A 24,173-nucleotide genomic window follows, 5' to 3' on the forward strand; every position below is an offset into this window, starting at 1 on the left:
GCCGTCCTCCGGGGACGGCCGGGTGCTGCCGGAAGACGGGTCAGTACAGGGAGAGCAGCCGCAGCCCGCGCCGCACGTGGTCGAGCCGGTCGCGGCTCTCGCGCCGGGCGGCGACGGCCTGGTCGAGCGACACCGGCACGAAACGGACCGTGTCCGGTGCTTTGAGCTGGGCGAGGACGTCGAGGTCGGCGGTCACGACGGTGCCGATCGTGGCGTAGCCGCCGCCGGTCACGGCGTCGCGCAGCAGGCAGATGGCCTCCTCGCCGTTGGGGACCTGCACGGAGCCGACCGGGTAGCCGAGGTCGACCACGTTGCTGGGGTTGTCGCCCGCGCCGAACGGGGCTTCGCGGTCCACGAACCGCAGTGCCGGGCCGATCAGCCTGCGGCCGGTCCGGTCGGACTCGGCCGAGACGGTGAACGTCGAGGAGAAGAACTCCCGGACGCTCTCGTCGGTGAAGCGGTACCGGCACAGCCCCTCGACCAGCCGCAACGGCTGGTGTCCGCCGAGCGCGGGACGCAACCGCGGGTCGACGGTGCTGCCCTCGCCAGGACAGAATCCGTCGGTCTCGTCGCCGATCGGCAGGGTGTCGCCGGAAGCGAGCGGACTGCCGATCGCCGAACTCTGGTAGGTGGACCGGCTGCCGAGGAACAGTTCCGTCGCGATCCCGCCGCGCACGGCGAGGTAGGCGTGGCAGCCGGTGCGCAACGTGCCGATCCGCAGTACTTGGCCGGCGTCCGCGGACAGCGTCTGCCAGCACTCGGCGCGTGTTCCGTCGATGCTGATCTCGGCCTCGCCGCCGGTGACCGCCACGATTGCCGGTTCGGCGAAGCGCAGTTCCGGGCCGATCATGGTGATTTCCAGCGTCGCGGCGGTTTCGTCGTTGCCGACGAGCAGGTTGGCGCAGCAGTGCGAGTACTGGTCGAGCGCGCCGGACGGGGGCAAGCCGATGGCGTACTGCCCGGCGCGGCCGAGGTCTTGGACGAGCGTGCGCGCGCCCGGGGCGAGGACGGTCAGCATGACAACGCCGCCCTCAATATCCGCGGATAGCCAGCTGGGTCGGCGAGGAATTCGGCGAGCGCGAACCGGACCGGCGCGCGGCGGTATCGGTAGCGGCCTTCGCGGGAATCGGTGCGCAGCTGCGCGTATTCGTCGCCGGGAATGGGCCGGAAGCTCAGCAGCGTGGAGATCGTGGCGAGCACTTTCGACGTCTCGAACCCGGGCGTCCGCTGCGCGAGATCGGCGACCGGGACCGGGGATCGGCCCAGCAGCTGGTAGCCGCCGACTCCCGCGGTGGGATAGACGACGGTGAACGCGCCGCCGTGCGCGACGGCCCTTGCCGGGGTTTCGGTCCGCGGGCGCAGGTACTTCGGCACCTGGAGTTGCCGTTCGCGTGGCACGAGCTGGACGCATTCGGTATTGCCCGGTTTGAAACACGGGAAAGTGACGATGAAAGGCGCCGACGAATGCGCGGCTACGAGATCGTCCTCGGCCAGCCCGTTGACACGCGCGGTGTAGGCGAGATCGGTTTCGGCTCCCGATTGGTGCCGGTCGCGGAACTTCAGGCACACCCGCTCGGTCTCCGGATCTCCGTACCAGACCGGGATTTCGATGATCTCCGTGTCCAGCGCGACCGATCCCGCTTCCCCGAACCGTTCGTGCAGCCGGGCCAGCGTTCGCACCAGTTCGCGCGGGTGAAGGATGTCCGGGTCGACGCGCACGAGGTAACTGGCGTTGGCCGGGGCGACGTCGAGAATTCCGGGCAGCTCGCGCCGCGACAGTTCGCCGGTGATCGCCTGGACGCGCAGTGCCTGGGCGAGATCCATGCTTTCGCAGACCTCGACGAACACGAACTCGTCGCCGCCGAAACTGGCGCGGGCGCCGTCGGCGAAGAATTGGTAGCTCATGCCGCACGCACCACGAACCCAGCCGTCTCAAGACGACGACGCACTGCCTCCGCTACCGCCACCGCGTTCGGCCGATCGCCGTGCACGCACACCGATCGCACCGGCATCGGAATCACCGTTCCGTCGACCGTCTGGACCGTGCCGCGCGCCATCTCCAGCGCCCGGTTCGCCACCGCCGCCGGGTCCTTGGCCTGCGGAATGGATTCGACGACGTTGATGCCGTCCTGATCGAAGTCGAGGTCGGCCGCGTTCTCCGGGATGACCGGCAATCCGGCTGCGACCACCACGCGCTGCGCCTCGGTCGGCGCGAACATGAGCGGTGCCCCGGGGAGAACGGACTGAAGCTCTCTCGCGACCGTGACCGCCAGTTCGGGTGAACGGCAGATCCGGCCCATCAGCGCGCCGTGCGGTTTGACGTGGGTGAGCGGGACTTCCTCCGCTGCGGCGAGTCCGGCGAGCGCGCCGACCTGGTAGAGGATGTAGTCGACCACGTCGGAGTCGGTCGCGGGCAATGCGCGGCGGCCGAAGCCCAGCAGGTCCGGATAACCGGGGTGGGCCCCGGCGGCGATCCCGGCGTTCCGCGCGCGGATCAGGGACGAACGCATGGTCGCCGGGTCGCCCGCGTGGTAGCCGCACGCGATGTTGGCGGTGGTGATGTGCTGGAACAGGGCGTCGTCGTCGCCGAGAGTCCAGCGGCCGAAGCTTTCGCCGGCGTCGGCGTTGAGGTCGATCGTCGGTCCGGTCATGCGCACCTCCGGACTCGGGCGGCTGCGTCAGCGAAGCGCTCGAGCAGCAGTGCGGCGTCGGCGGCGGAAAACACCAGCGGCGGCCGGATTTTGACGACGTTGCCGTGCGGTCCGGACGCCGACACGAGCACGAAGTTCTCCCGCAGATCGTCCACAAGGGACTGAGCGGCTTCCCGGTCTGGCTCGGTACTGTCCGGTTCGGTCACCTCGATGCCGAGAAACAGACCGGCACCGCGCGCCTCGACGAGAAACGGATGCCTCTCGACGATTTCGGTGAAGCCACTGAGCAACTGTGCGCCGATCTCGCGGGCGTTGTCGATGAGTCCTTCGCGCTCGATGGTGTCAAGCACCGCCGAGGCCGCCGCGATCGGCACGTTGCTGCCGCCGAATGTGTTGAAGTAGCGGACCTTCTGACCGAATTCCCGGCCGATCTCGTTCCGCAGCACGGTCGCGGCCACGGGGATTCCGTTGCCCATCGGCTTTCCGAGCGTCACGAGGTCCGGCACGACGTCATGCCTGCCGAAGCCCCACCATCCGGCTCCGGTACGGCCGAATCCGGCTTGGACTTCGTCGGCGAGGTAGACGCCGCCTGCCGCGCGGACTTCGGCGGCGAGAACTCCCAGCAGATCCGTCGGGAACGGCTGCACACCGTCGGAGGAGAAGATGCTGTCCACGACGAGCGCGCACACGCCGAAGTCATGCTGCTGGAGGTCTTCGATAGCTGCCCGGATCTCGCTGCGCAGCATGCCCGTCACGTCTCCGTGCCGCAAGGGATCCGGTGCGCTGATCGTGCGGACGTGCGGTCCCAGTGGCGAGGTCGGGCCAAGTGACGGGGAGAACGCGGCGACCTCGGCGGTTACTCCGTGATACGCGTTGCGCGTGACGATGATCCCGGTGTTTCCGGTGTGCGCCCGGGCGATTCTCAGGGCGAGGTCGTTGGCTTCCGAACCGGTGCAGGTGTAGGTGACTCGGTCAAGTTCGGCGGGGAAGGTCGCGAGCAGTCGTTCGGAGAAGTCGAGCAGATCTTCTTGCAGGTAACGGGTATTCGTGGTGAGCGTCGACAGCTGCCGGGTCACCGCCTCGACGACTGCCGGGTGGCAGTGGCCGAGCGAGACGACGTTGTTGTACGCGTCGAGGTATTCGTTACCCGCGGGATCGTAGAGGTGCACGCCCGAACCCCGGCTGACTTCGACCGGGTTGGTGTAGAACAGCTGGTATCCCGGCCCGAGCACTTTCGCGCGCCGGTCGATCAACTCCCGGATGTGGCGGGGTTGAGCGGAAAGGTGCTCGCTGGTGAAGCCGTTGACCATTTCCGGCCGGGTCATCGCCCCACCTCCAGAGCTCGGGGGTCCGCATACACGGCGCGGGCGGTGGTCCAATCGCGGGACGCGTGCGAGAGGACGTACTCCGCGCGGGCCGGATCCCGCCGGGCCCGCCACGACGCGATCAGCGCGCGCTGCACCAATCTCGCGGTGGCCAGCAACGGGAGCAGCGCGAGTTCTTCTTCGGCGACCGGCCTGATCTGAAGGTAGCCGCGCAGCCACGCGAGCGGAGCCGCCCACGGGTCCGTCGCGTCCGCGTCGAGGAGGTTGGACAGCGCGATGGCAAGGTCGAAGATCACCGCCGTGGTGAGCACATCGCCGAAGTCGAGGATTCCGGCCAGCTCGCCGCGCGCGTCAACGAGGAGGTTGTGCGGACTCATGTCGTTGTGCACCAGTTGGGTTTCCAGCTCCCCTGGCCGGACGCGGAACGCGAACTCCGCCAATACTTCTTGCGCGAGTGTTCGCTGTGGACCGTCCACTGTGTCCAGCAACGGCGCGAGCGCACCGAGGTGGCGCAGATCCCACAGCAGAGTCCGTTTCCCGGGGAAGCCAGCGAGCGCACGGGTGAGCTGCCCGTGCCACCGGCCGAAAGGCTCCGGATCAACAGTGCTCTTGGCCAGCGGCTCCCCTGGCAAGAACGACAAGACCCGCAGCGACCGTCCACTTGCGATGTCGTGCAGATCCGAACCGTCCACACCGGACTTCACCACGGGCACCGGCAGCTCGGGTGCGGTGCGTTCGAGATGCCGCAGCACCGCCGTCTGCAACGCGAGATCCTCCCGCGCTTCGCCGCTCACCTTGACCAGGTAGCGCGCGTCTGCTGCGTGCAGGACGAACGTCTCGTCCTTCTCCGACGCGATCCGCTCCAACCGTCCGGACAAGCCGTGCAGTTTTTGAAGCGCAGCAAGCACTACCGCTTCGTAGAGCGGTTCCGTGACCACGTCGAGCCCGCTCGCAGTCACGAGTTCGCGGAACTCGGGCTTCACGATGCCACCCACCCGCCGTCGATCAACAGGCTGGCACCGTGGATGTACGACGCGGCAGGGGAAGCGAGGAACGCGACCGCGGGCGCGATGTCGCCGACCTCGCCGACGCGTCCCGCCGGAGTCGAGTCGAGCATCTGGCGCTCGTAGTCGGAATCCGCGAGCAGGTGCGCGTTGATGCTCGTGCGCACGTTGCCCGGGGCGACGGCGTTCACCCGGATTCCCTGCGGCGCGAACTCGGCGGTCAGCGATTTGACCAGCAGCTCCACCGCGCCCTTGGTCGCGCAATAGGCGCTGGAGTTCGGGAATCCGACGTGCCCGCAGATGGACGACACGAAGATGACGCTGCTGCCGTCGCCGAGGTGCTCGGCAGCCGCCCTGGTCAGCCGGAACGGCGCACGGACGTTGGTCGCCCACTGCGCGTCGAGGATCTCGTCGGTGGTGTCGGCGAACGGCGTCGGCAGGAAGACCCCGGCGGCGTGCACGAGCACGTCGATGCCGCCGAACCGGGCGATCGTGCGGTCCACGACCTCCTGGGGCCCGGCCGCGGTCGCGAGATCAGCGACGATCGGCTCGGCCTCGACCCCCGCCGCGGTCAGCTCCCCGACGACCGCCGCGAGCCGCTGAGAATCCCGCCCCACCAGGGCAATCCGAGCCCCGGCGGAGCCGAGCTCGCGGGCGATCTGCGCCCCGATCCCCGAACTCGCCCCGGTGACGACGGCGATCCGATCGCGAAGCGGGTGTGCGCTGCCGGTCATGAGGACTCCGCTCTTAACGTTAGAAAACTTGCACTAACGAGAAGTATGCGAAGGGATGGCCACTAATGCAAGAGATCCTGCAGTTAGATTTTTCAGCCAGCCGTCAGACGTACGTGAGGGGAACCCTGAGGGAATCAGAGTCCGTCAGGGTTCCCCTCACGTCCCTTGGCGAAGCCGGGGCACCTAGCCTCAGGCAGTAGCGAGCGCCCGATCCACCAACGCCGCCAACTCCGTATCCGGCGGCTCATACCCGAAAATCGCCCGCAGATAGATCGGCGCGAGCACCACATCGAACACGTGCGCCACCGTCGGCGGCTTCCCGCCAGCGGCCGCCACCCGGTCCAACGCCCGTTGCAGCTGCGCGGTCCGCTGCCGCAGGTACCCGGCCGCATCGACAGCGGCCTGCTCGCCCTGCCCGCCCCCGAGCGGAGACGTAGCCGCAGCCAGCGCGCGGAACAACGCGAATCCCTCGCGCGTCTTCACCTGTCCGGCGACCGCGTGCGCCCAGTCGAGCAGGTCGCGGCGCAGGTCGCCACTGTCCGGGAACGGGGCTTCGTCGTTGAGCTGGGTGACGGCGACGTCGAGGACCAGCGACTCGATCCGCCCCCACCGCCGGTAGATCGTCACCTCGTGCACACCTGAGCGTTCGGACACTTCCCGCACCGACGGCTGGTCGCGTCCCTCGGCGAACAACTCGCGCACGGCGTTGTGCACCGCCGCGCGCGTGCGAGCGGTCCGGCCTCCAGGACGGGTGTCTGCCATACGACCAGGCTAGCGTTCGCGGCTCAGGCCGCCGGGCCAGCGGGCAACGGCAAGGGACCGCGCCGCGCGTCGTTCTTTCGGGTCCACCAGTGCACCCTATCCCGGGGTGTTCGTCAGCCGAACACTGTTCGTCCCGGTGACTCGCTCGCCCTGACCGGGAGCTGCGGCCCGCCGTTACTGGAACCGGTACCGAAGCACCCGAGTGCCCTGCCGGGACAACGCGGTGCTGCAACCCATCAACCGAGTCACCGCGCGCAGCGGCTGGGGGAAAGAACTGACCTCCGGAACACGGGTCAGCAGTTGCTCGTCGACCAGAGTCAGACCGGCCTGCCACCCCTCCGGCTCGTGCGCGTCGTCGAAGCCCTGCGCCGCGGTGATCCCGATGGCCTTGATCGTCGGGTGGTACTTCATCGACCAGGCAGCGAACCGGGTGTAACCGTTGAGCGCCAACTCCCCGGTCTCGAAATGCGCGGTCAGCTGCCGCGCCATTCGCTGGAAGGCATCACCGGGCAGGAACGGCAGGACGCCCTCGGCGACGATCATCGCGGGTCGATCGCGGGGCAGCGAGTCGAGCCAGCCGGGCTCAGTCAGATCAGCGCCGATGCACTGAGACCGCGCCGGAAGGAATTGCGGCCGCAGGGCGACGACATCCGGGAAGTCGACGTCGTACCAGTCGACGCCGTCGGGCGGGTCGCAGCGGAGCGCCCGCGAATCCAGGCCGCACCCGAGGTCTAGCACGACTGCGTCCGGGTGGGCAGCGACAAAGGCCCGGACCGCCTCGTCGAGTTTCTTGGCACGCAGAGCGGTACCGCAGACCAGGCTCGGTTTGACCTTCAGCCGGGCGAAGTCGTAGTCGATCCGCTCGGCGACGCGGGCCGCGTGGATGTCGCCGAGGATGGGGTGCGGCGACTGGGAATCCAGGGCCCTGGCGTGGAGGGTGAGCAGCAGGGTCTCCCGGAGCGGGTCCAGGTCGAGACGCAGGCTTGGCACGAGAAAGTCCTTACGTTTTCAGGGGATTGCGCTCCGCGAGGTCGCGCAGCCAGGTCAGGGACCGTTGCGCGGCGCGGATGCGTTCGGTGTTCGGGCCGCCCCCGGCGAGTTTCATGCCCTCGTCGGCGATGTCGCCGAAGGCGCCGAGGCTGTCGAGCTTGCGCTGGACCACCTTGTGCCAGGCGTCGTCTTCGATGCGGTAGTAAGTGGTGCGGTCGCCGGGGACGCGGACTTTGCGGATGAGCCCGATAGTGGTCAGGAAGCGCATGTTCGACGTCAGCGAGGCGCGGCTGGCCTGGATCGTGTCGGCGATCTGGCCCGCGGACTGCTCAGGCGGGTCGCAGATCATCAGCAGGCCGAGGATGCGCCCGGTGATCGGCGGCAGCGCCCATTCCTCGACGCAGAACGTCGCCACCCGCTCGACCCACTGCAGCACCTCGCCCTGCTTGTCCTGATGGGACATCGCACGCCCTCCTCGGCTGGCTCTTCAGATCAGTCACTCTGTCATGACGGCCCCCGTATCGCGGGAAGGCACCGGGGTGACGCCGGGCCGCGGGGCCTTGCGCAGGTGCTGGTCGAACCAATCCACGGCCAGCGCCATCGCCTCTTCGAGCCCAGGTCCGGTGTAGAGGCCGAGCACGTCGTAGGGCAGCACCTCAAGCCGCTTCGGCTCGCCTGCCTTGGCGAACGCGCTCTGCGCCTCCTCCAGCACGTGGTACGGATCCCAGCCGCCGTTGGCGATCATCAACAGCGGCGTCGGGGCCAGCCGGTGGATGAGTTCCTCCGGCGCGAAGGTGAGCAGGTGCTCGGTCGAGTCGAGCGTCTTTTCGTTGCGGTAGGCGGGAAACATCTCCGCGGCGACGTCCGGCGTGTCCTGAACGCTGTCCCCCAGCTTCAGATGCGGGACCCGCGCGCTGGCCTCGCCCTCGTACTGCCGCTGCCAGTCCTCGTCGAGCTGGTCGCGCACCGCGCGCACCCCGGCCCAGCCGGCCATCCGTTCCAGGTACCGCCACCCGTTCCACACGCTGGGGCTCTGCACGACGACACACTTCGCGCGCCGGTCCAGCACCGCCGCCTGCACCGCGACCGATCCGCCGATGCTGACTCCCCACAACCCGATCCGTTCGCTGTCGACCTCCGGCCGTTGCTGCAGGTAGGAGATCGCGCTGCGAAAGTCCTCCGCCTGCCGTTCCGGATAGTCCTGGCCCCGCGGTTCCCCTTCACTGCCGCCGACCGTGCGGTAGTCGATCGCCAGCACGGCGAATCCGGCGCGCACGAAGTACGGCGCGAACACCGCCAGCGCCTCTTTGACCATCACCCCGCTGTGTCCCAGCACCAGACCGGGAACCGGGCCCTCGACGTCCGGCAGATACAGATCGCCGGCGCACCGGGTCCCCCGGCTGGTGAACCTCACCTGTTCAGAGCTCATGTGTCGTTCTCCCCTTCTTGCTAGTTATTTCAGTCTGCACTGAAACAGCTAGCAACGTCAAGAAGACACCCTGATCGCCATATACAGATCATCGGTATATGCTTCCGATATGAATGACGGTGCTCTGCGCGAGCCGACCTTCCTGGTCCTCACCGCGCTCGCCGCTCAGCCGCAGCACGGGTACGGCGTGCTGCGCGACGTCGAGTCGATCTCCGGCGGCCAGGTCACGCTGCGGGCCGGAACGTTGTACGCCGCGCTGGACCGGCTCAGTGCGGAAGGCTGGGTGGAAGTGGATCGCGAGGAAGTCGTGGACAGCAGGCTGCGCCGCTACTACCGCCTGACCGAACCGGGAGCCGCGCGGCTGGCCGCCGAGGTCCGGCGACGGCAACGCCACACCACCGCCGCCGAAGAGCGGCTTCAGCTCCGCAGCGCGGGAGGACTGGCATGAACGACCTTGAGCGGCGCTACCGGCGGCTGCTGGCTTTGTACCCGCGCGCACACCGGGACGTGCACGGCGAAGAAATGCTGGGAGTACTGCTCGACGGTGCCGGAAACCGAAGCACGCCAGGGAAAACGGAAACCCTGGACCTCGTGTGGGGTGCCGTCCAAGTGCGCTGGCGACACACCCTGGGCGGGCACGGCCGCCGGGACGCGCTGGCGATCGTCAGCCTGCTGGCACCGTTGCTCCTGCTGACCGGAGCGGCTTCGACGGTGCGCGAGATCCGGACCGTGTCCCGAATGGACGGTTGGCCGCTGAGGATGTGGCTCAGCGCGCTAGCCGACGTTCCAGTGTGGACGGCTTGGCTCGCTGCCGCCGTGCTCGGCGTGTGCGGCCTGCGCCGGGCGTCGGTGGCCCTCGCCTGGCTGGCTACTGCCGCTCTGCTTTCTGTCGCGATTCTCGATCCCGCCCGGCACTGGGCGGTGGACGTGACCGCGGGCTGGGTGCTGCTCAGCGTTTTCGCGGCAGTCGCGATGACCGTGTCTCCGGGTCCGCGCCGTGCTTTGGCTCTGCTGGGCCGGTGGCGACTCGCCATTCTCGTCAGCACAGTCGCGGTACTGCTCGCTCTCACGACGACAGCCCGGGGCATGCACCTTCCCCTCGCCCAACTCGTGCAACTGGTGGTGCTCGTGGCCGGCGTCTTCGCTGCCTGCCGCATTAGTACGCGAGGCGGCCGTCGTGCGGCGTTGATCCTTCTCGCGCCGCTCATCGCGGCACCAATCGTCGCGCGGGTGCTCGGACAGCTCGATGCCTACCAGGTTCTGCCGGTCGTCATTTACGCCGTACCGATCGCCGTCACACTGGGAATCGCTGTTCTGCTCCACCGGTTCGACCGGCACCCGCACACGAACCGAAACTGAGAACAAGAGACTGCCCTTGCCGCCACCAAAAAACGGCCGACGGGGAAGAGCAAGGGCCGCTCAGAAGATCGCGAGCGGGTTGACCGGCACCCCCGTCAGCCCGAGGATCCGCGGCGGTGCGGCGACGAAGAGAAAGCTGTACCGGCCGAGCTCCGCACACACCGCGGCGAGTTCGTCGGCGTCCACGGCGTCGATCAGCGGCATGCCCAACCTCGGGAGGGCCACCCCATGCATCGCGAACGGTTGCGAGGGCGGGTAAGCATCCGAGAGGTCCCCGGCATACAGCGACACACCGCGGTCGTGCATCCACCGCACCGCGTCGACGCTCATGCCGGGCATCGGGTTTCCGCGGTAGCGGGTCCGCACCCAGCCGAACCGCGCGACCAGTGCGTCGCCGGGTTCGACGCGGACCTCGCCGCGTTCCTCCGCGGCATCGAGGTCCCGCCCGGTGATCACGCGATCGGCGGGCACCGGTCCGTCGGCGCCGAGATCCAGCAGAACTCCCCTGGTCACAATCCCTTCGGCGAACGCCGCGGTCGACCCGTGCACGACGCCGCCCATCGTGACGCTCTCGTTCGCCGGGCGGCCCGGGTACACCTGTCCGTCCTGCGGGATGTGCGCCAGCGCGTCCAGGTGCGTCGACAGGGTGTGGTGGTTCGTCACCGTCATGACGTCCGCGTGCGCGAACGCCGGGCTTCCGGTGTACATCATGAACTGCTGCACCGGCGACTCTTCGGCGGTCCGCGGCGGGAAGGGGCCGCTCAGCACCGGCGCGGGCCGGATCGGCACCGCGAGGGAGACCGAGCGGCCGGTGCGCACTTCGCGCCCGGCTCGTTCGCGGACCTCGTCGGTGATCAGGTTCAGGGTGCCGCGTTCGTCGTCGGCGCCCCAGCGACCCCAGTTGCTCGGCAGTTCGTGCTCGCTCATGACCTTGATGCTACGGAGAATCCGCCGCCGGACAGGCCGGCAGCTCACCGGCCGGGGTCGTGCTTCTCGGCGTAGGACCGGCCCCACGCCGCCATCGCGTTCAGTACTTCCTGCGCGTTTTCGCCCAGTTCCGTCAGGCTGTATTCGACCTTCGGCGGCACCTGCGGGTACACCACGCGACGCAGGAGGCCGTCGGCTTCCAGTTCGCGCAGCTGGCGGGTCAGGACTCGGTCGGTGAGATCCGGCAGCAGGCGCGAGAGTTCGCCGAAGCGAAGCACGCCGTGGTCGGCCAGTGCGTGCAGGATGCTCGGCTTCCACGCGCCGCCGAGCACCATCGTCGTGATCTCGGCGGCGCATGAGGTTCGCCACGCTCGCACGGCCTTCTCCGTTTGCGGACGCATCCGGCCTCCTCACTATCCATTCGGTTAGTACCGGACGGTGAAGTCCGTACTTGTCGACCAATGGGGTACCAGACACGATCGTCGCATGGCGTTGACCCGAGTGGAGCCTCGGCGCGGGCTCGTTCTGATTCCTTTGCTGGCCGGAGTGCTCGGCGGAAGTCTCGCCCTCGGCATGGTCAACACCGCGCTGCCGCGGATCGCCGCCGAACTGCAGGTGTCCGCGCCGGCACGCGCGTGGATCGTCGACGTGTACCCGCTCGCGCTGGCGGTCGCGATGGTCGGGGCGGCTCGCGCGGGCGACCGGTACGGGCGGAAACGCGTGCTGCTGCTGGGCGTGAGCGCGTTGGCGGTGCTGAACGCGGTGGCCGCGGCCGCCACCAGCGCGGCGTTGCTCATTGTGTGCCGCGGGTTGCTCGGGGTGGCCAGCGCGCTGATTCTGGCCGGGGTCGTCGGCACGATCGGATCGCTCTTTTCCGGGCGCTCGCTCGCGTTCGCCAACGGGTCGTGGATCACGACGCTGGGAGTGGGGAACGCGCTGGGGCCGGTCGTCGGCGGACTGCTGACCGAAGGGCCGGGCTGGCGCTGGGTTTTCGTCGCGCTGGTGCCGCTCGCGGTGCTCACGATCGCGCTGGCGATGTGGTTGCTGCCGGAATCGGTCGGGCAGGCGGCTGCCGGATGGGAGATCCCGAGCCTGCTGTGGTCGGTGGCGGCGATCGGCGGGATTGTGTACGGGCTGCAGGAAATCACCGTCGCACCGTTGCGCGGGTTGTTGTGCACGGCGGCGGGTTTGGCGGCGGGGATTGTGTTCGTACGCCGACAGCTCCGGCTCCGGGAACCGTTGTTGCAGGTGCGGCTGTTTCTGCGACCGGGGTTCGCGTCGTCGTTCGCGCGGATCGTCGTTTCCGCCGCGACCGCCGCGGCTTGTCTCTATCTCGTCAGTCTCGAACTTCAGCACGCGCAAGGGCGGACGCCGATTGAGGCCGGTTTCGCGTTGGCTCCGCAAGCCGTGGCGACCGCGGTCGGCGGGTTGGTCGCGCCGTTCAGCCTGAACTGGCTGCGCAGCCGGACGTCGACGTCCATCGCGTTAGTGATTCAGGCTGTCGGCCTAGCCGCGATTCCGTTGACGCACACAGTGCTTCCGGTTGCGCTGGTCGGGTTTGGGTACGGCGCGATCGGCACCTTGGCGACCACTGCGCTGTTCGAGGCCGCGACCGCCGAACACGCCGGAGCAGCCGGGGCGACCCAGGAAGTCGGGTTCGCCATCGGTGCGGGCGGCGGGGTCGCCGTGTTCAGCACGATCGCCAACCTCGGCGGCGGGACCGGATTCGCGGCGGCGCTGATCGCGGCGGGAGCGGCCACGCTCCTCACCGCGATCCGCTGACCATCGCTTCCTCCACTGTGGACCTGAGCTGCACCCACCGCGTCGCCCCGATTGTGTGCAGGAACGGGATGTCGTGGCTCACCACCACAAGAGCGCCAGCGTAAGCATTCAGTGCCTCCGACAGTTGCCGGACGCTGGCCAGGTCCAGATTGTTCGTGGGCTCGTCCAGCAACAGCAGCTGCGGTGCCGGTTCCGCGAGCAGCAACGTCGCCAGCGTCGCCCGGAAACGCTCGCCCCCGGAAAGGCTTCCGGCTGCCTGATCCGCCTGCCTGCCGCGCAACAGGAACCGGGCGAGTTGAGCGCGGATCTCGTTGTTCGACGCGGACGGGGCTGCCCGGGCCACGTTCTGTGCGGCGGACAGCGTGTCATCGAGAATGTCGAGCCGTTGCGGCAACCAGCGCACCGGAACCGGGACGTGCACGGTTCCGGCGAGCGGCTCGATCGCTCCGGTGATCGTTTGCAGCAGCGTGGTTTTGCCGGAACCGTTCGGCCCGACCAAGGCGATTCGCTCCGGTCCGCGCAGTGCGAGGTTCACCGCGAGACCGTTCCGAAGCTCCACATCAGACAGTGTGAGCACTTCTTTTCCGGACGGTACCGTGGTTTCCGGCAGGTCGATCCGGATCTCGTCGTCGACGCGGACCGCACCCTCGGCCTCCTTCAGCCGTTCCTTGGCCTCCGCCACCTTGCCGAGATGCATCGTGCGGTGCTTGCCCGCGGCGATTTCCGCGTCCTCCTGGCGTTTGCGCATCCGGACCTTGGGCTCGCGCTTGTTCTCCCACTGTTTCCGGCCGTACCGAGCACGCCGGTCCAGTTTGGTCCGCGCCTCGATCAGCTCCCGCTTCTGCCGTTTGAGATCCGACTCCGCGGCGCGCATCATCCGCGCCGCCGCCTCCTGCTCGACGGCCACCGCGGCCTCGTAATCCTCCAGATTCCCGCCGTAGCAGGTCACCTCCCCGGAACGGAGATCGGCGATCCGGTCGACGTGCCGCAGCAACTCGCGATCGTGAGATACCAGTACCAGCACGCCTTTCCACGCCCGGACCGCCTCGCCGACCCGGCGCCGGGCCCGCAGGTCCAGGTTGTTGGTCGGCTCGTCGAGCACGAGCACGTCCGGCTGCCGCAGGAACTGCGCGGCGAGGCCGAGCAGGATCAGTTCGCCGCCGGACAGCTCCCCCGCCCGCGCGTCCAGGGCGACGTGCACGAGGCCGAGTTGATCGAGCGTCGCGCGGGTGCGTTCCTCGACGTCCCACTGATCGCCGACGGTCGCGAAATGGCGCTCGTCGGCTTCCCCGCGCTCGATCGCGGCGAGCGCGGCCCGGATCTCCCGCAGGCCGAGCACCTCGTCCACCCGGCGAGCGGAGGCGAGGATCAGGTTCTGCGGCAGGTAGCCGAGTTCGCCGGACACGCTGATCGTGCCCGCGGCCGGCCGCAGCTCCCCGGAAATCAGCCGGAGCAAGGTGGATTTCCCGGAACCGTTGAGCCCGATGAGCCCGGTGCGGCCCTCGCTGATCGTCACATTGAACCGGTCGAAGACGACCTCGCCGTCCGGCCAGGCGAAACTGAGGTCTGAGCACACAATGGACGAAGACACAGGCGTAACTCCTCGTTCGTGATGGACAAGAACGGGGAGACACCGCGGCACAGCACGCGTATCACGGGACGGGATTCTGGTTGCCGTCATCCGAGGCCAGACGCGCGACGGGCGAAAACCCGGGTCGCGGTGTCTCTGCACCTCAGAAGATCAATGTCCCTCTCCGATGAACGGCAGCAGCTCCTCGTCAGCTTACCCAGCGGCCAAGAGCGGACGCGAACGAATTAACGCGGCGGGCGTGGTCCACCTGCGAACCACGCCCACCACACCGCGTCAGCTGCCGTTTTTGCCCGGTGCCGCGCTGCCGGTGTACTCGGCGAGACCGGAGATGAGGTCCGCGATGTCCGGCACGTTCTCGAACCGGATCCGGTGGACCTCGGCGATCTTCGCGCCGATCTCCGGGTCCGGGTCGTCGGTGATGTCGGACGACATGAACTCGTCCACGAACGGCAGCCCGATCCGGTCCAGTTCGAGGTGCGCCGGGTGGTTCATGTAGTCCGAGTACCCCGCGATGTCCTCGATCACCAGGACGGCGCCGTATTCGTACTTCCCGCCGAAATCCGGGCCGGCGACGCGGGCCTTGACCGCCGGGATCGCGTCGAACAGCTCGCGCATCTTCGCGACGAGCGCACCCTTCTCGTCCGAGGTGACCTCGGGCTTGAGCGTGAACCGAATGCTGTGGTAGATCATCGGATTTTCCTTTCAGAGAGCCGCGAACGCGGCGGCGTAGTCCAGGGCGAAATCGGTGAGGTCGCGCGCGGGGCGGCCGGTGAGATCGGCGACGGAGGTGTGCACCTCGGCGGCCTCGCCGCGGGCGTAATGGGCGTAGTCCTCGACGAGGCCGCCGATCTGCCACGACGGGAGCAAGCCGGTCAGCGCGGCGGCGAACTGGTCGGCGGGTGCGTCGTGGAACGCGATGTCCCGTCCGGTGGCGGCCGAGAGCGCGGCGGCGATCTCGGTGTGGGTCACGGCACGCGGGCCGGTCAGGGTGTAGGTGCGGCCGGAGTGTCCGCTGCTGGTGAGCACGGCAGCGGCGGCGGCTGAGATGTCCCGGGTGTCGATGACGCTGACCGCCGCGTCGCCGATGGGCGCGGCGAGGAATCCCTGCGCGATGGTGGCGGAGAAGTTGAGCAACCCTTGCAGATAGAGATTGGGCCGCAGCACGGTGTAGTCGAGCCCGATTTTCTCGACGTGCGCCTCGACTTCGGCGTGCCAGCGCAGGAAGCGCACCGGCGAATCGGCGCGTGCCGCGTACTGGGAGAGCAGCACGAGCCGGTTGACGCCGGCGTCGCGGGCCAGGTTGGCGAACTGGATCTGCAATTCGGCGGCGTCGGCGGCCGAAGGGCTGTTCAGGAACACCGCGTCGACTCCCTTCAGCGCCGCGGCGACCGAGGCCGGGTCCTGCAGGTCGGCGGTGACGGTCTCGACACCGTCAACGGGACGGCCCCGGGTCATGGCGCGGACGGTGCCGCCGCGTGCCTGCAGAGCGGGGATCAGCGCGGAGCCGACAGTTCCGGTCGCTCCGGTGACGAGCACGGTGTCCATTGTGGAATTTCCTTTCCTCGGATGGCCTGTCACCACCTTCGCCTGGACACCCCGCCGCTCGCGTCGGTGACAATCGCCTACTTCGCCTACGGCCGCTGCCCTAAGGTTCGGACCATGCCCACGACGTCCTCCCTCATCGGCCGGCACGACGAGATCGAGCGCCTTCTCGCGCTGGTCAAGGCCGCGGAGCGGGGCGAGGGCGGCGTGCTCGTCCTCCGCGGCGAGCCGGGGATCGGCAAGAGCGCGCTGCTGGACCACCTCGAACAGGCAGCGGAGCGGTTTCAGCGGATCCGCGCGTCCGGGTCGGAGTTCGAGGGCGAGCTGCCGTTCGCCGCGCTGCACCAGCTGTGCGTTCCGGTGCTGGAGCACCTCGACACCCTCTCGACGCCCTACCGCGACTCCCTCCTGGTCGCCTTCGGGCTGGCCGACGGCGCGCCGGACCCGTTCCGTGTCGGTCTCGCCGCGCTCGAACTGCTGGCCACCGCGGCCGCGGAACGTCCGATGCTGTGCGTGATCGACGACGCGCACTGGCTGGACGCCGCCTCGGCTCGCGCGTTGACGTTCCTGGCCCGGCGCGTCTCGGCCGAGCCGATCGCGATGGTGTTCGCCGCCCGCGACCAGGATCCGGTCCCCGGGCTGGACGAACTGCCCGGGCTCACCGTCGGCGGCCTGAGCGACGCGCAGGCACGCGTCTTGCTGGCCGAGGAGAAGACCGTGACGCTGGACGAGCGGGTGCGCGATCGCCTGCTCGCCGAAGCCCGCGGCAATCCGCTCGCCCTGATCGAACTGCCGAAAGCAGGCGGTTTCGCGCTGCCGACGCCGTCCCCGATCGCGAGCCGGATCGAGCGGAGTTTCCTCGCGAGAATGGCGGATCTGCCCCCGGACGCGCGGCAGCTGCTGGTCCTCGCGAGCGCCGATCCCACCGGCGACCCGGGTCTGCTGTGGGCAGCCGCACGACAGCTCGACCTCGACGTGCCCGCCGCGAGCGCCGCGGCGGAGGCGTCCGGGCTGATCCTGTTCGACACCCGGGCGCGCTTCGCGCATCCGCTGGCGCGCTCGGCCGCTTACCGCGCGGCTGAGCCAAAACTGCGGCAGGCGGCGCATCGAGCGCTGGCCGACGTCACCGACCCGGACACCGCTGGCGACCGCCGGGCTTGGCATCGTGCGCAGGCCACCGCCGGGCCGGACGAAGAGGTCGCGGCGGAGCTAGAGCTGTCGGCTTCCCGCGCACAAGCACGCGGTGGTGTCGCAGCCGCAGCCGCCTTCCTCGAGCGGGCCGCCGCGCTGTCGCTCGACCCCGGCAAGCAGGTCGAACGCACACTGGCAGCCGCGCGGGCGACGCTCGCGGCAGGCCGGACCGACGCCGCCGCCGACCTGCTGACCAGCATCGACACCTCGACGCTGGCGCTCCCGCAGCACGCCTCGGTCGACCTGTTGCGCGGGCAGATCGCCTTCGTCCAGGGCGCGGACGGGGCGGTTCGCGGTCCGGAAATCATCCTGCACGCCGCGCAGCAGCTCGCGGACAGCGATCCGGAACGGTCGCGCGAGTTCCTGGTGGCGGCGCTGGAAATGGGGCTGGCCGTCGGGCGGGCCGCGGGAGTGCTGGACCGGGTGCTCGCCGCCGCGCCCCCGTCCGGGCCGCCGGACCTCCTGGCCGCGCTGGTGCGCTTGACCACCGAGGGCCACCGCGCCGGGGTGCCCGCCATCCGGCAGGTCCTCACCGGCGACGACGCGGGCTGGACGCGGACGCCCGCACTGGCCACCGTGCTCGCTGGCGAACTGTGGGACCTCGACCTGCACCGCACGATCATCGACTGGCTGACGCGGACCGGACAGTCCACGGGATCGCCGATGACCATCCGGCTCGGTCTCTCGCAAGCGGCGGTGTACGCGGTGCTCACCGGGAACTTCGGACAGGCGATGGCGGCGATCGCCGAGGAAGAGGCGATCGCCGACGCTCTCGGCGATCCGCCGCAGCTCTACCCGCGAGTGCACCTGGCGGCGATGCGCGGGCGCAAGCAGGAGGTGCTCGACCTGTTCGCCGAGGCCACGAGCCGGCGCACCGGGCAGCTGACCGCGAACGCCCACTGGGCGATGGCCGTGCTGTACAACGGCCTTGGCGAATATCCCGCCGCTTTCGAAGCCGCCACACAGGCCGTCGCGAGCGGTGACCTCTTCCTCACCGGCATCGCGCTGCCCGAACAGATCGAGGCCGCCGTGCGATGCGGGGAGGACGCCGTCGCGCGGTCGGCACTGGATGCGTTGGTGGAGCGCACGGAATCCGCTGACACTGACTTCGCGCTCGGCGTCGCGGCGGGCGCGCGGGCGATGGTCACCGACGCGGAGGACGACTACCTCGCGGCGTTCTCGTATTTGTCGGGCAGTCCGTTGTCCGTGCAGATCGCGCGGGCACACCTGCGGTACGGGGAATGGCTGCGCCGCGCGGGCCGTCGTCGTGACGCACGCGAGCATCTGCGGGTCGCGCATGAGCAGCTGTCGAAGATCGGGCTGGAGGCGTTCACGCGACGGGCCGCCGACGAGCTGCGGGCTACCGGGGAGGTCGCGCGCAACCGCTCCTCGCATACCTATGACCGGTTGACCATGCAGGAAATGCACATCGCCCGCGAGGTCGCCGCGGGGGCTACGTCCAAGGAAGTCGCGACGCGGCTGTTCCTCAGTCCTCGGACGGTGGACGCGCACCTTCGGAACATCTTTCGCAAGCTCGGGATCACTTCGCGGAGGCAGCTCAGGGACATGCCTGATCTCCGTGACGCGGATTAGTTCCGGCGGGAGATCTCCGGGAAGGTGTACCTGCTGCCACCATCAAGTCGGATAGGAGCGTTACTGCCTCGGGCACGCCGCGAAGACATCCTGATGTGGTGCCCGAGAGGCGGGCACCGGAGGGGGTCAGGTGTCATGGCGAGCGGTGTCCCGCGGATCCTTGCGAAGACCGCAGCCGCTTCGACGCTCCCCCTGTTGCTGCGCCGGGCAGCCACGGTCCTCACCGTGCTCGGGCTGGCGATGATTCCCTGGCTGGTCTTCCTGCACACCGAGCTGCCGTCCACCGCTCAGGCCGCGCACTGGGCCTGGACGTGGACGGGCCTGGACAGCCTCGAGGCGCTCGGCCTGCTCTCCACCGGACTGCTCCTCAGACGCGGCGACCGCCGGGCCTGCCTGACCGCCGCCGCGACCTCGGCCCTGCTGCTGGCCGACGCCTGGTTCGACACCATGACGGCTGCCCCAGGTCCGGACTTCACGCTGGCGGTGCTGATGGCGGCCTTCGCCGAGGTGCCGCTGGCGGTGATCTGCGCGGTTCTCGCGACCCGGGCCTTACCCCGGCCGGGCCGCCGGGTGGAAGGGCTCGCGACGTGATCGGCGCTCGCGGCCCGGTCCAGGGGTGTGGTGCGCCGCCTGGCTCCGCCCCTGCGAAAGTCCGTGAGGGGAACCCTGAGGGAATCAGATTCCCTCAGGGTTCCCCTCACGGACCTCGGCGTCGCGCACCCGGCCAGCCGACCGGCGCAGGCGCTGCCGCCATCCGACTCCGCGCTCGCAGCGTGTCAGGCTCGGGACGCTCCGAGGAACCGCAGCACCGCCAGGACTCGGCGGTGGTCCGCGTCGACCACGGGCAGGTCGAGCTTGGCGAAGATGTTGTTGATGTGCTTCGCCACGGCGCTTTCGCTGACCACCAGCGACTGCGAGATACCGGCGTTGGAGCGCCCCTCGGCCATCAGACCGAGCACCTCCCGTTCGCGGGGAGTCAGCCGTGCGAGCGGGTCGCTGTCGCGCCGCAGCAGCAGCTGGGCCACGACCTGCGGGTCCAGGGCCGTGCCCCCGTCCGCCACCCGCCGGACCGCCGCCACGAAGTCGGCGACGTCGGCGACCCGTTGCTTGAGCAGGTAGCCCACGCCGCTGGTGTTGGCGGACAGCAGGTCGGCCGCGTACCGCTCCTCCACGTACTGCGAAAGCAGCACCACCGGCGTCCCCGGCCAGCGCCGGCGGATCTCCATCGCCGCCCGCACGCCCTCGTCGGTGAAGCCGGGCGGCATCCGGACGTCGATCAAGGCGAGTTCGGGCCGGTATTCCTCCACTGCCGCCAGCAGCCCCTCCGCGTCGCCTGCTTCCGCGACGACCTCGAACCCGCCCGCCTCCAGCACCTTGATCAGGCCGACCCGCAACAACACCGAATCCTCGGCGATCACCGCGCGCACGGCAGCTCCGCGGTGATCGTGGTGGGCCCGCCGACGGGACTGCTGACGCGGAAGGCCCCGTCCAGGGAACCGACCCGCTTGGCCAGCCCGGTCAGCCCCGTGCCGGAGGAGGCGTCGGCACCGCCCAGCCCGTCATCGGTAACGCGCACTCGCAGCACCTCGCCGACCTGACGGACTGTCACCTCCGCACGCATCGCGTTGGCGTGCTTCGTCGCATTAGTCAGCGCTTCGGAGATCACGAAATACGCGACTGACTCCACCTTGGGCGCCACCCGTTCCTCCAGACTGACCCGCAGCCGCACCGGCAAGGGAGTGCGGGCAGCCAGCCCGGACAACGCCGCGTCCAGACCCCGGTCTTCGAGCACGGCCGGGTGCAGCCCCCGCACCAGGTCGTCGAGTTCGGCGATCGCGGCCTTCGCTTCCAGGTGCACTTTCTCGATCACCTCGCGGGCATCGCGCGGCAGGTCCGGGCGGGTGGCGATGGCCAGACCCAGGTTGACCGCGAGCGACACCAATCGCTGCTGGGTGCCGTCGTGCAGGTCGCGCTCGATCCGGCGGCGTTCCGCGTCGACGGCCTCGATCAGGTCGGTCCGGCTCACCGCAAGGTGATCGACCCGCTCTTGGAGCCGCTGCGCCCGGCTGGGCCCGAGCAGGCCGGACGCCAGCCGCGCCTCGGCTCGGGCCGCTGCCCGCGCGGTCCAGGGCAGCGCACACAGAAGGAGGAGCCCGGCCGCGGTGTAGGCGGGCAGCTGGGTCAGGTAGCCGAACAAGTCCTGGCGGATTCCGGTTGGCAGCGCCCATGCCCAGGCGTAGGCGGTGACGCCCGCCAGGCCCGCCGCTGCCGCCGCGAGCACCAGCAGTTCCAGCAGCGCGAGCAACGGGCCGAGCAGGAGGTGGTAGCCGATCTTGCGCCAAGGCCGCGTCGCCGCGAGCCACCGGGCGATCGAAGCCCAGGCCCATTGTTCCGGCGCGGCGGCGGCTCGCGGGACGTCCACGCCGATGAGCACCCGGTAGCGAGCCCGCTGAACGGCCGTCAGGACCGGGGAGCCGAGCAGGACCAAGGCGGCCGGCACGGAAACCGCGAGGAGCCAGTTCCCGGTCCTGGCGGCGGTCGCCGCCGCCCAGGCCCACCCGGGCACCAGCGCCAGGTGCGGCAGCACACCGGCGGCGAGAAAGCCGGTGTCCCGCCGGGCCCGGAGGACCGCGCGGCTCAGTCCGGCTGGAATCGTCATGGCATGACGCTAAGGCACCGCAGGAGGACGGTGCCATGAAGCCCGTACCCGATCACATGGTGAACCTAGTGCCACCTGTCGCACTTGAGGTGGTCTTGGCCGGTCAGGCGCGTGGTTGCCGATCAGGCCGCGGGCAAAGCAGCCCGTGCCGCGAGGAGCCCGCCGATTCCCGGAATCAGCGCCAGCAGCCAGATCCGATGACGGCCGCCCATGACCAGGACAGCGGCGATCACCGTTGCCGTGTAAGCCAAACCGTGCATCGGACCGAGCACCTGCGAGACCTCCGGCTGATGCACGGTCACGATATTCCCCAGCATCAGCACCAGCGTCGCCAATTCCACCGCGCCGATGATTTCCAGAATCCGTCGCGGACTCACAATCCGACTCCCGTCGTCGAGCCGGGACGGTAGATCATCAGGACGACCACCACCGCCCAGAGCAGATTGAAGACGCCGGTCGTCATTCCCAGGCGGACGGCCGCTGGCTTCTCTGATCCGAGTGCGTCGACTACGCGTTTCTGGCCGGGCAGGATAAGAGCGATCAGGATTCCGGCGGCGGCGACAGTCAGGATCAGCGAGACAATCAGCCAGGTATCGCCGAGCACGCCCATCCGCGCGCCGGTCGCGATACCGAAGACCGGGACGAGCACTCCGATCACTGCGTAGACCCGGGTCGTACGGTGGAGAACCTGCAGTGTGGCAGCCTTTTTCGGGTCGTCGGAATCGAGCCGGGCGGCACTGGGGAACATGCTCGCGGCGACGGCGACCGGACCGATGGCGAGAATGGCCGCCAAGACATGAACCGACAGCAGAAAAGCGTTCACGAATTTCCCTTCACGGAATGCGAGGCTTTCCAGGTGGTGCCGCGGCGTTCGTATTCGAAAAGCTCCTCGACGGCCCGCGCGGCCTGCGAGCCGAAATCGCGCTCCAGCACGTAAAGAGCCACGTCGAGGCCCGACGTCACGCCGCCGCCGCTGATCAAGTCGCCGTCGTCCACGACCCTGGCGCGGACGGCGTTCACTCCGGCGGCGTCGAGCAGGTCCACGCCGAGCACGTGCGTCGTCGCGGTGCGGCCTTCGAGCAGACCGGCCATGGCCAGCGCGAGCGAACCCCCGCAAATGGTCACGACCGTGTTGTCCGGATTGTCGAACGCGCGCCGCAGCAACGGCATCGCGTCCCCGGACGCGAAGCGCGACAACAGGACCGGAATGGTCTCGACGTCCGGGTCGCCCTCCATCGGCCCGGCGGCTCCGGGGACGAGGACGTAGCCGGGTGCGTCCGGATCGAGCGCGGCGGTCGCGGTCAGGGTGAGCCCGGGGACGCCGGAGCGCACGACGCCGGGGCCGTCCGCGCTCACGAGTTCCACGGCGAGCTTGCCGCCGAGAAAGTCGCTTCCGGCCGATAACACCTCGAACGGAGCGATGGTGTCGAGCGGGTCGAACCCGTCGAAGAGCACGAACTGGGCACGGAGCACGAGCGGTTCCTTTCGATGGACGCTTTCGTCCATCGAAAGCCCTCCGCGATGATCTCCACAATGGCCATCTGGACATATAACGCCTACATCTGGCCACACGGCAGATGCCTTACTCTGCGGGGATGTACACCACAGCGGTGCTCGCACTCCCGGATGCGATCCCCTTCGATCTGGCCACCCCCATCGAGACCTTTGGGCGTGTCCGGCTCCCGGACGGCCGCCCGGGGTACCGGACCGTCGTCGCCGGTCCGGAGCGTGCGATCAGCGCCGGCCCGCTGCGGCTGGCGATCGACGAGGGCCTGGACGCCCTCCAGCGCGCCGACCTCATCGTGGTGCCCGGCCGGGAGAACCCCCTGGCGCCCGCACCGCCCGCCGTCCTCGACGCGCTGCGGGCCGCCGCCGACCGCGGCACGCGGATCGCGTCGATCTGCGTCGGGGCATTCACGCTCGCCGAAGCGGGATTGCTCGACGGCCGGGACGCGACAACGCATTGGCTCGCCGCCGACGAATTCGCGCGCACCTACCCCGCCGTCCGATTGAATCCCGACGTGCTTTACACCGACAACGGGAGAATCCTCACTTCCGCGGGTGCCGTCGCCGGAATTGATCTGTGTCTGCACATCGTCCAGAACGATTACGGAACCGCCGTCGCGGCCGATGCCGCGCGCCTCGCCGTCGCGCCATTGCACCGGCCCGGCGGGCAGGCGCAATACATCGTCCGCAACCGCGCGCCCAGCCGCCCGACCACGCTCGACCAGGTCGTGGCGTGGATCGAGGAAAACGCGTACCGGAACCTCGCGCTCGCGGACATCGCCGACGCGGCCGGGCTGAGCGTCCGCACGCTGACCAGGCGGTTCAAGGAAGAAACCGGGCAAAGCCCCATGCAATGGGTGGCCGGAGTGCGCCTGCGGCAGGCGCAGGAACTGCTCGAGACCACCGAGCACACCGTCGACCGGATCGCCGCGCAGACCGGCTTTCCCACGACGAGCAACTTCCGTTCCCAGTTCGGCCAGGTCGTCGGCGTGCCACCCGGCGCTTACCGGAAAGTGTTCCGGCCGGGAACGCATCGGTCAGCTGATTAGTCCGTCTTATCGAATGCGATGCCGGTCTTCTTGCCGAAAAACGTGAACCTTCTCTAGCTTTTGCCCACAGGCGGCGAAT

26 protein-coding genes are annotated in these 24,173 nt (G+C 69.2%); 6 read left to right on the top strand and 20 right to left on the bottom strand.

Features of this window, described 5'->3' with window-relative positions:
- Nucleotides 1-40: 40 nt before the first annotated feature.
- The 10 genes from ACFORO_RS20515 to ACFORO_RS20560 form a co-directional block, all read right to left on the bottom strand.
- Nucleotides 41-1,018 carry a 5-oxoprolinase subunit C family protein gene (locus ACFORO_RS20515; RefSeq protein WP_377871402.1) on the bottom strand — a complete coding sequence of 326 codons (978 nt, stop codon included), beginning with the start codon at nt 1,016-1,018 and terminating at the stop codon, nt 41-43.
- On the bottom strand, nt 1,012-1,905 hold the full coding sequence (locus ACFORO_RS20520; RefSeq protein WP_377871403.1) for a 5-oxoprolinase subunit B family protein: 894 nt from the start codon (nt 1,903-1,905) through the stop codon (nt 1,012-1,014). The genes ACFORO_RS20515 and ACFORO_RS20520 overlap by 7 nt, the downstream gene beginning before the upstream one ends.
- A complete protein-coding gene (locus ACFORO_RS20525) occupies nt 1,902-2,651 on the bottom strand; it encodes a 5-oxoprolinase subunit PxpA (RefSeq protein WP_377871404.1) in 750 nt (249 codons plus the stop codon). Before ACFORO_RS20525 ends, ACFORO_RS20520 begins: the two co-directional genes overlap by 4 nt.
- A complete protein-coding gene (locus tag ACFORO_RS20530) occupies nt 2,648-3,976 on the bottom strand; it encodes an aspartate aminotransferase family protein (RefSeq protein WP_377871405.1) in 1,329 nt (442 codons plus the stop codon). The genes ACFORO_RS20525 and ACFORO_RS20530 overlap by 4 nt, the downstream gene beginning before the upstream one ends.
- Nucleotides 3,973-4,959 (bottom strand): phosphotransferase, encoded by a 987-nt coding sequence (locus ACFORO_RS20535; protein ID WP_377871406.1) that lies wholly within the window; start codon nt 4,957-4,959, stop codon nt 3,973-3,975. The genes ACFORO_RS20530 and ACFORO_RS20535 overlap by 4 nt, the downstream gene beginning before the upstream one ends.
- A complete protein-coding gene (locus tag ACFORO_RS20540) occupies nt 4,956-5,714 on the bottom strand; it encodes an SDR family NAD(P)-dependent oxidoreductase (protein WP_377871407.1) in 759 nt (252 codons plus the stop codon). The genes ACFORO_RS20535 and ACFORO_RS20540 overlap by 4 nt, the downstream gene beginning before the upstream one ends.
- A 189-nt stretch (nt 5,715-5,903) precedes the next feature.
- Nucleotides 5,904-6,476, bottom strand: a complete 573-nt coding sequence (locus tag ACFORO_RS20545; protein ID WP_354736245.1) for a TetR-like C-terminal domain-containing protein — start codon at nt 6,474-6,476, stop codon at nt 5,904-5,906.
- A 174-nt stretch (nt 6,477-6,650) separates the two neighbouring features.
- A complete protein-coding gene (locus ACFORO_RS20550; protein ID WP_377871408.1) occupies nt 6,651-7,466 on the bottom strand; it encodes a class I SAM-dependent methyltransferase in 816 nt (271 codons plus the stop codon).
- A 10-nt stretch (nt 7,467-7,476) separates the two neighbouring features.
- Complete coding sequence (locus ACFORO_RS20555) at nt 7,477-7,929, bottom strand: GbsR/MarR family transcriptional regulator (RefSeq protein WP_354736240.1); 453 nt, start codon at nt 7,927-7,929, stop codon at nt 7,477-7,479.
- Between the two features lie 33 nt (nt 7,930-7,962).
- The gene (locus tag ACFORO_RS20560) at nt 7,963-8,895 is read right to left on the bottom strand and encodes an alpha/beta hydrolase (protein ID WP_377871410.1); all 933 of its coding nucleotides are present in this window, start codon (nt 8,893-8,895) and stop codon (nt 7,963-7,965) included.
- Nucleotides 8,896-9,004: 109 nt separating this feature from the next.
- Between ACFORO_RS20560 and ACFORO_RS20565 the strand changes: the two genes are divergently transcribed.
- Nucleotides 9,005-9,343, top strand: coding sequence for a PadR family transcriptional regulator (locus ACFORO_RS20565; protein ID WP_377871411.1), 339 nt, complete (start codon nt 9,005-9,007; stop codon nt 9,341-9,343).
- Nucleotides 9,340-10,254, top strand: coding sequence for a hypothetical protein (locus ACFORO_RS20570; protein WP_377871412.1), 915 nt, complete (start codon nt 9,340-9,342; stop codon nt 10,252-10,254). The genes ACFORO_RS20565 and ACFORO_RS20570 overlap by 4 nt, the downstream gene beginning before the upstream one ends.
- A gap of 60 nt (nt 10,255-10,314) precedes the next feature.
- On the opposite strand, the gene ACFORO_RS20575 is transcribed toward ACFORO_RS20570, so the two are convergent.
- Together ACFORO_RS20575 and ACFORO_RS20580 are read right to left on the bottom strand one after the other, a co-directional pair.
- Entirely contained in the window at nt 10,315-11,181 is an 867-nt protein-coding gene (locus ACFORO_RS20575; protein WP_377871413.1) for a cyclase family protein, read from the bottom strand.
- Nucleotides 11,182-11,225: 44 nt separating this feature from the next.
- On the bottom strand, nt 11,226-11,582 hold the full coding sequence (locus ACFORO_RS20580) for a winged helix-turn-helix transcriptional regulator (RefSeq protein WP_354736231.1): 357 nt from the start codon (nt 11,580-11,582) through the stop codon (nt 11,226-11,228).
- 85 nt (nt 11,583-11,667) lie between these two features.
- Here ACFORO_RS20580 and ACFORO_RS20585 point away from each other — a divergent pair, with 85 nt between their 5' ends.
- Nucleotides 11,668-12,963, top strand: coding sequence for an MFS transporter (locus ACFORO_RS20585; RefSeq protein ID WP_377871414.1), 1,296 nt, complete (start codon nt 11,668-11,670; stop codon nt 12,961-12,963).
- On the opposite strand, the gene ACFORO_RS20590 is transcribed toward ACFORO_RS20585, so the two are convergent.
- From ACFORO_RS20590 to ACFORO_RS20600, 3 genes are all read right to left on the bottom strand, one after another.
- On the bottom strand, nt 12,947-14,554 hold the full coding sequence (locus ACFORO_RS20590; protein ID WP_377871415.1) for an ABC-F family ATP-binding cassette domain-containing protein: 1,608 nt from the start codon (nt 14,552-14,554) through the stop codon (nt 12,947-12,949). The two genes, ACFORO_RS20585 and ACFORO_RS20590, sit on opposite strands and share 17 nt — an antisense overlap.
- Before the next feature lie 273 nt (nt 14,555-14,827).
- Complete coding sequence (locus ACFORO_RS20595; RefSeq protein ID WP_377871417.1) at nt 14,828-15,244, bottom strand: Dabb family protein; 417 nt, start codon at nt 15,242-15,244, stop codon at nt 14,828-14,830.
- Nucleotides 15,245-15,256: 12 nt separating this feature from the next.
- Nucleotides 15,257-16,099 (bottom strand): SDR family oxidoreductase, encoded by an 843-nt coding sequence (locus ACFORO_RS20600; protein ID WP_377871418.1) that lies wholly within the window; start codon nt 16,097-16,099, stop codon nt 15,257-15,259.
- Nucleotides 16,100-16,213: 114 nt separating this feature from the next.
- On the opposite strand from ACFORO_RS20600, the gene ACFORO_RS20605 reads away from it, so the two are divergent.
- The gene (locus ACFORO_RS20605; RefSeq protein ID WP_377871419.1) at nt 16,214-18,880 is read left to right on the top strand and encodes an AAA family ATPase; all 2,667 of its coding nucleotides are present in this window, start codon (nt 16,214-16,216) and stop codon (nt 18,878-18,880) included.
- A gap of 135 nt (nt 18,881-19,015) precedes the next feature.
- Nucleotides 19,016-19,471 carry a hypothetical protein gene (locus tag ACFORO_RS20610; RefSeq protein ID WP_377871420.1) on the top strand — a complete coding sequence of 152 codons (456 nt, stop codon included), beginning with the start codon at nt 19,016-19,018 and terminating at the stop codon, nt 19,469-19,471.
- 185 nt (nt 19,472-19,656) lie between these two features.
- Here ACFORO_RS20610 and ACFORO_RS20615 read toward each other — a convergent pair whose 3' ends face one another.
- From ACFORO_RS20615 to ACFORO_RS20635, 5 genes are all read right to left on the bottom strand, one after another.
- Nucleotides 19,657-20,307: a response regulator gene (locus ACFORO_RS20615; protein WP_377871421.1), complete on the bottom strand. Its 651-nt coding sequence runs from the start codon at nt 20,305-20,307 to the stop codon at nt 19,657-19,659.
- On the bottom strand, nt 20,295-21,539 hold the full coding sequence (locus ACFORO_RS20620; RefSeq protein WP_377871423.1) for a sensor histidine kinase: 1,245 nt from the start codon (nt 21,537-21,539) through the stop codon (nt 20,295-20,297). The genes ACFORO_RS20615 and ACFORO_RS20620 overlap by 13 nt, the downstream gene beginning before the upstream one ends.
- 122 nt (nt 21,540-21,661) lie before the next feature.
- Nucleotides 21,662-21,916, bottom strand: a complete 255-nt coding sequence (locus ACFORO_RS20625; protein ID WP_377871424.1) for a hypothetical protein — start codon at nt 21,914-21,916, stop codon at nt 21,662-21,664.
- On the bottom strand, nt 21,913-22,362 hold the full coding sequence (locus tag ACFORO_RS20630; RefSeq protein ID WP_377871425.1) for a DUF2269 family protein: 450 nt from the start codon (nt 22,360-22,362) through the stop codon (nt 21,913-21,915). Before ACFORO_RS20630 ends, ACFORO_RS20625 begins: the two co-directional genes overlap by 4 nt.
- Complete coding sequence (locus ACFORO_RS20635) at nt 22,359-23,045, bottom strand: DJ-1/PfpI family protein (protein ID WP_377871426.1); 687 nt, start codon at nt 23,043-23,045, stop codon at nt 22,359-22,361. Before ACFORO_RS20635 ends, ACFORO_RS20630 begins: the two co-directional genes overlap by 4 nt.
- An 89-nt stretch (nt 23,046-23,134) precedes the next feature.
- Here ACFORO_RS20635 and ACFORO_RS20640 point away from each other — a divergent pair, with 89 nt between their 5' ends.
- Nucleotides 23,135-24,094: a GlxA family transcriptional regulator gene (locus ACFORO_RS20640; RefSeq protein WP_377871427.1), complete on the top strand. Its 960-nt coding sequence runs from the start codon at nt 23,135-23,137 to the stop codon at nt 24,092-24,094.
- Nucleotides 24,095-24,173: the final 79 nt, after the last annotated feature.

The sequence above is a fragment of the Amycolatopsis halotolerans genome (assembly GCF_042647905.1).
Taxonomy (GTDB): domain Bacteria; phylum Actinomycetota; class Actinomycetes; order Mycobacteriales; family Pseudonocardiaceae; genus Amycolatopsis; species Amycolatopsis halotolerans.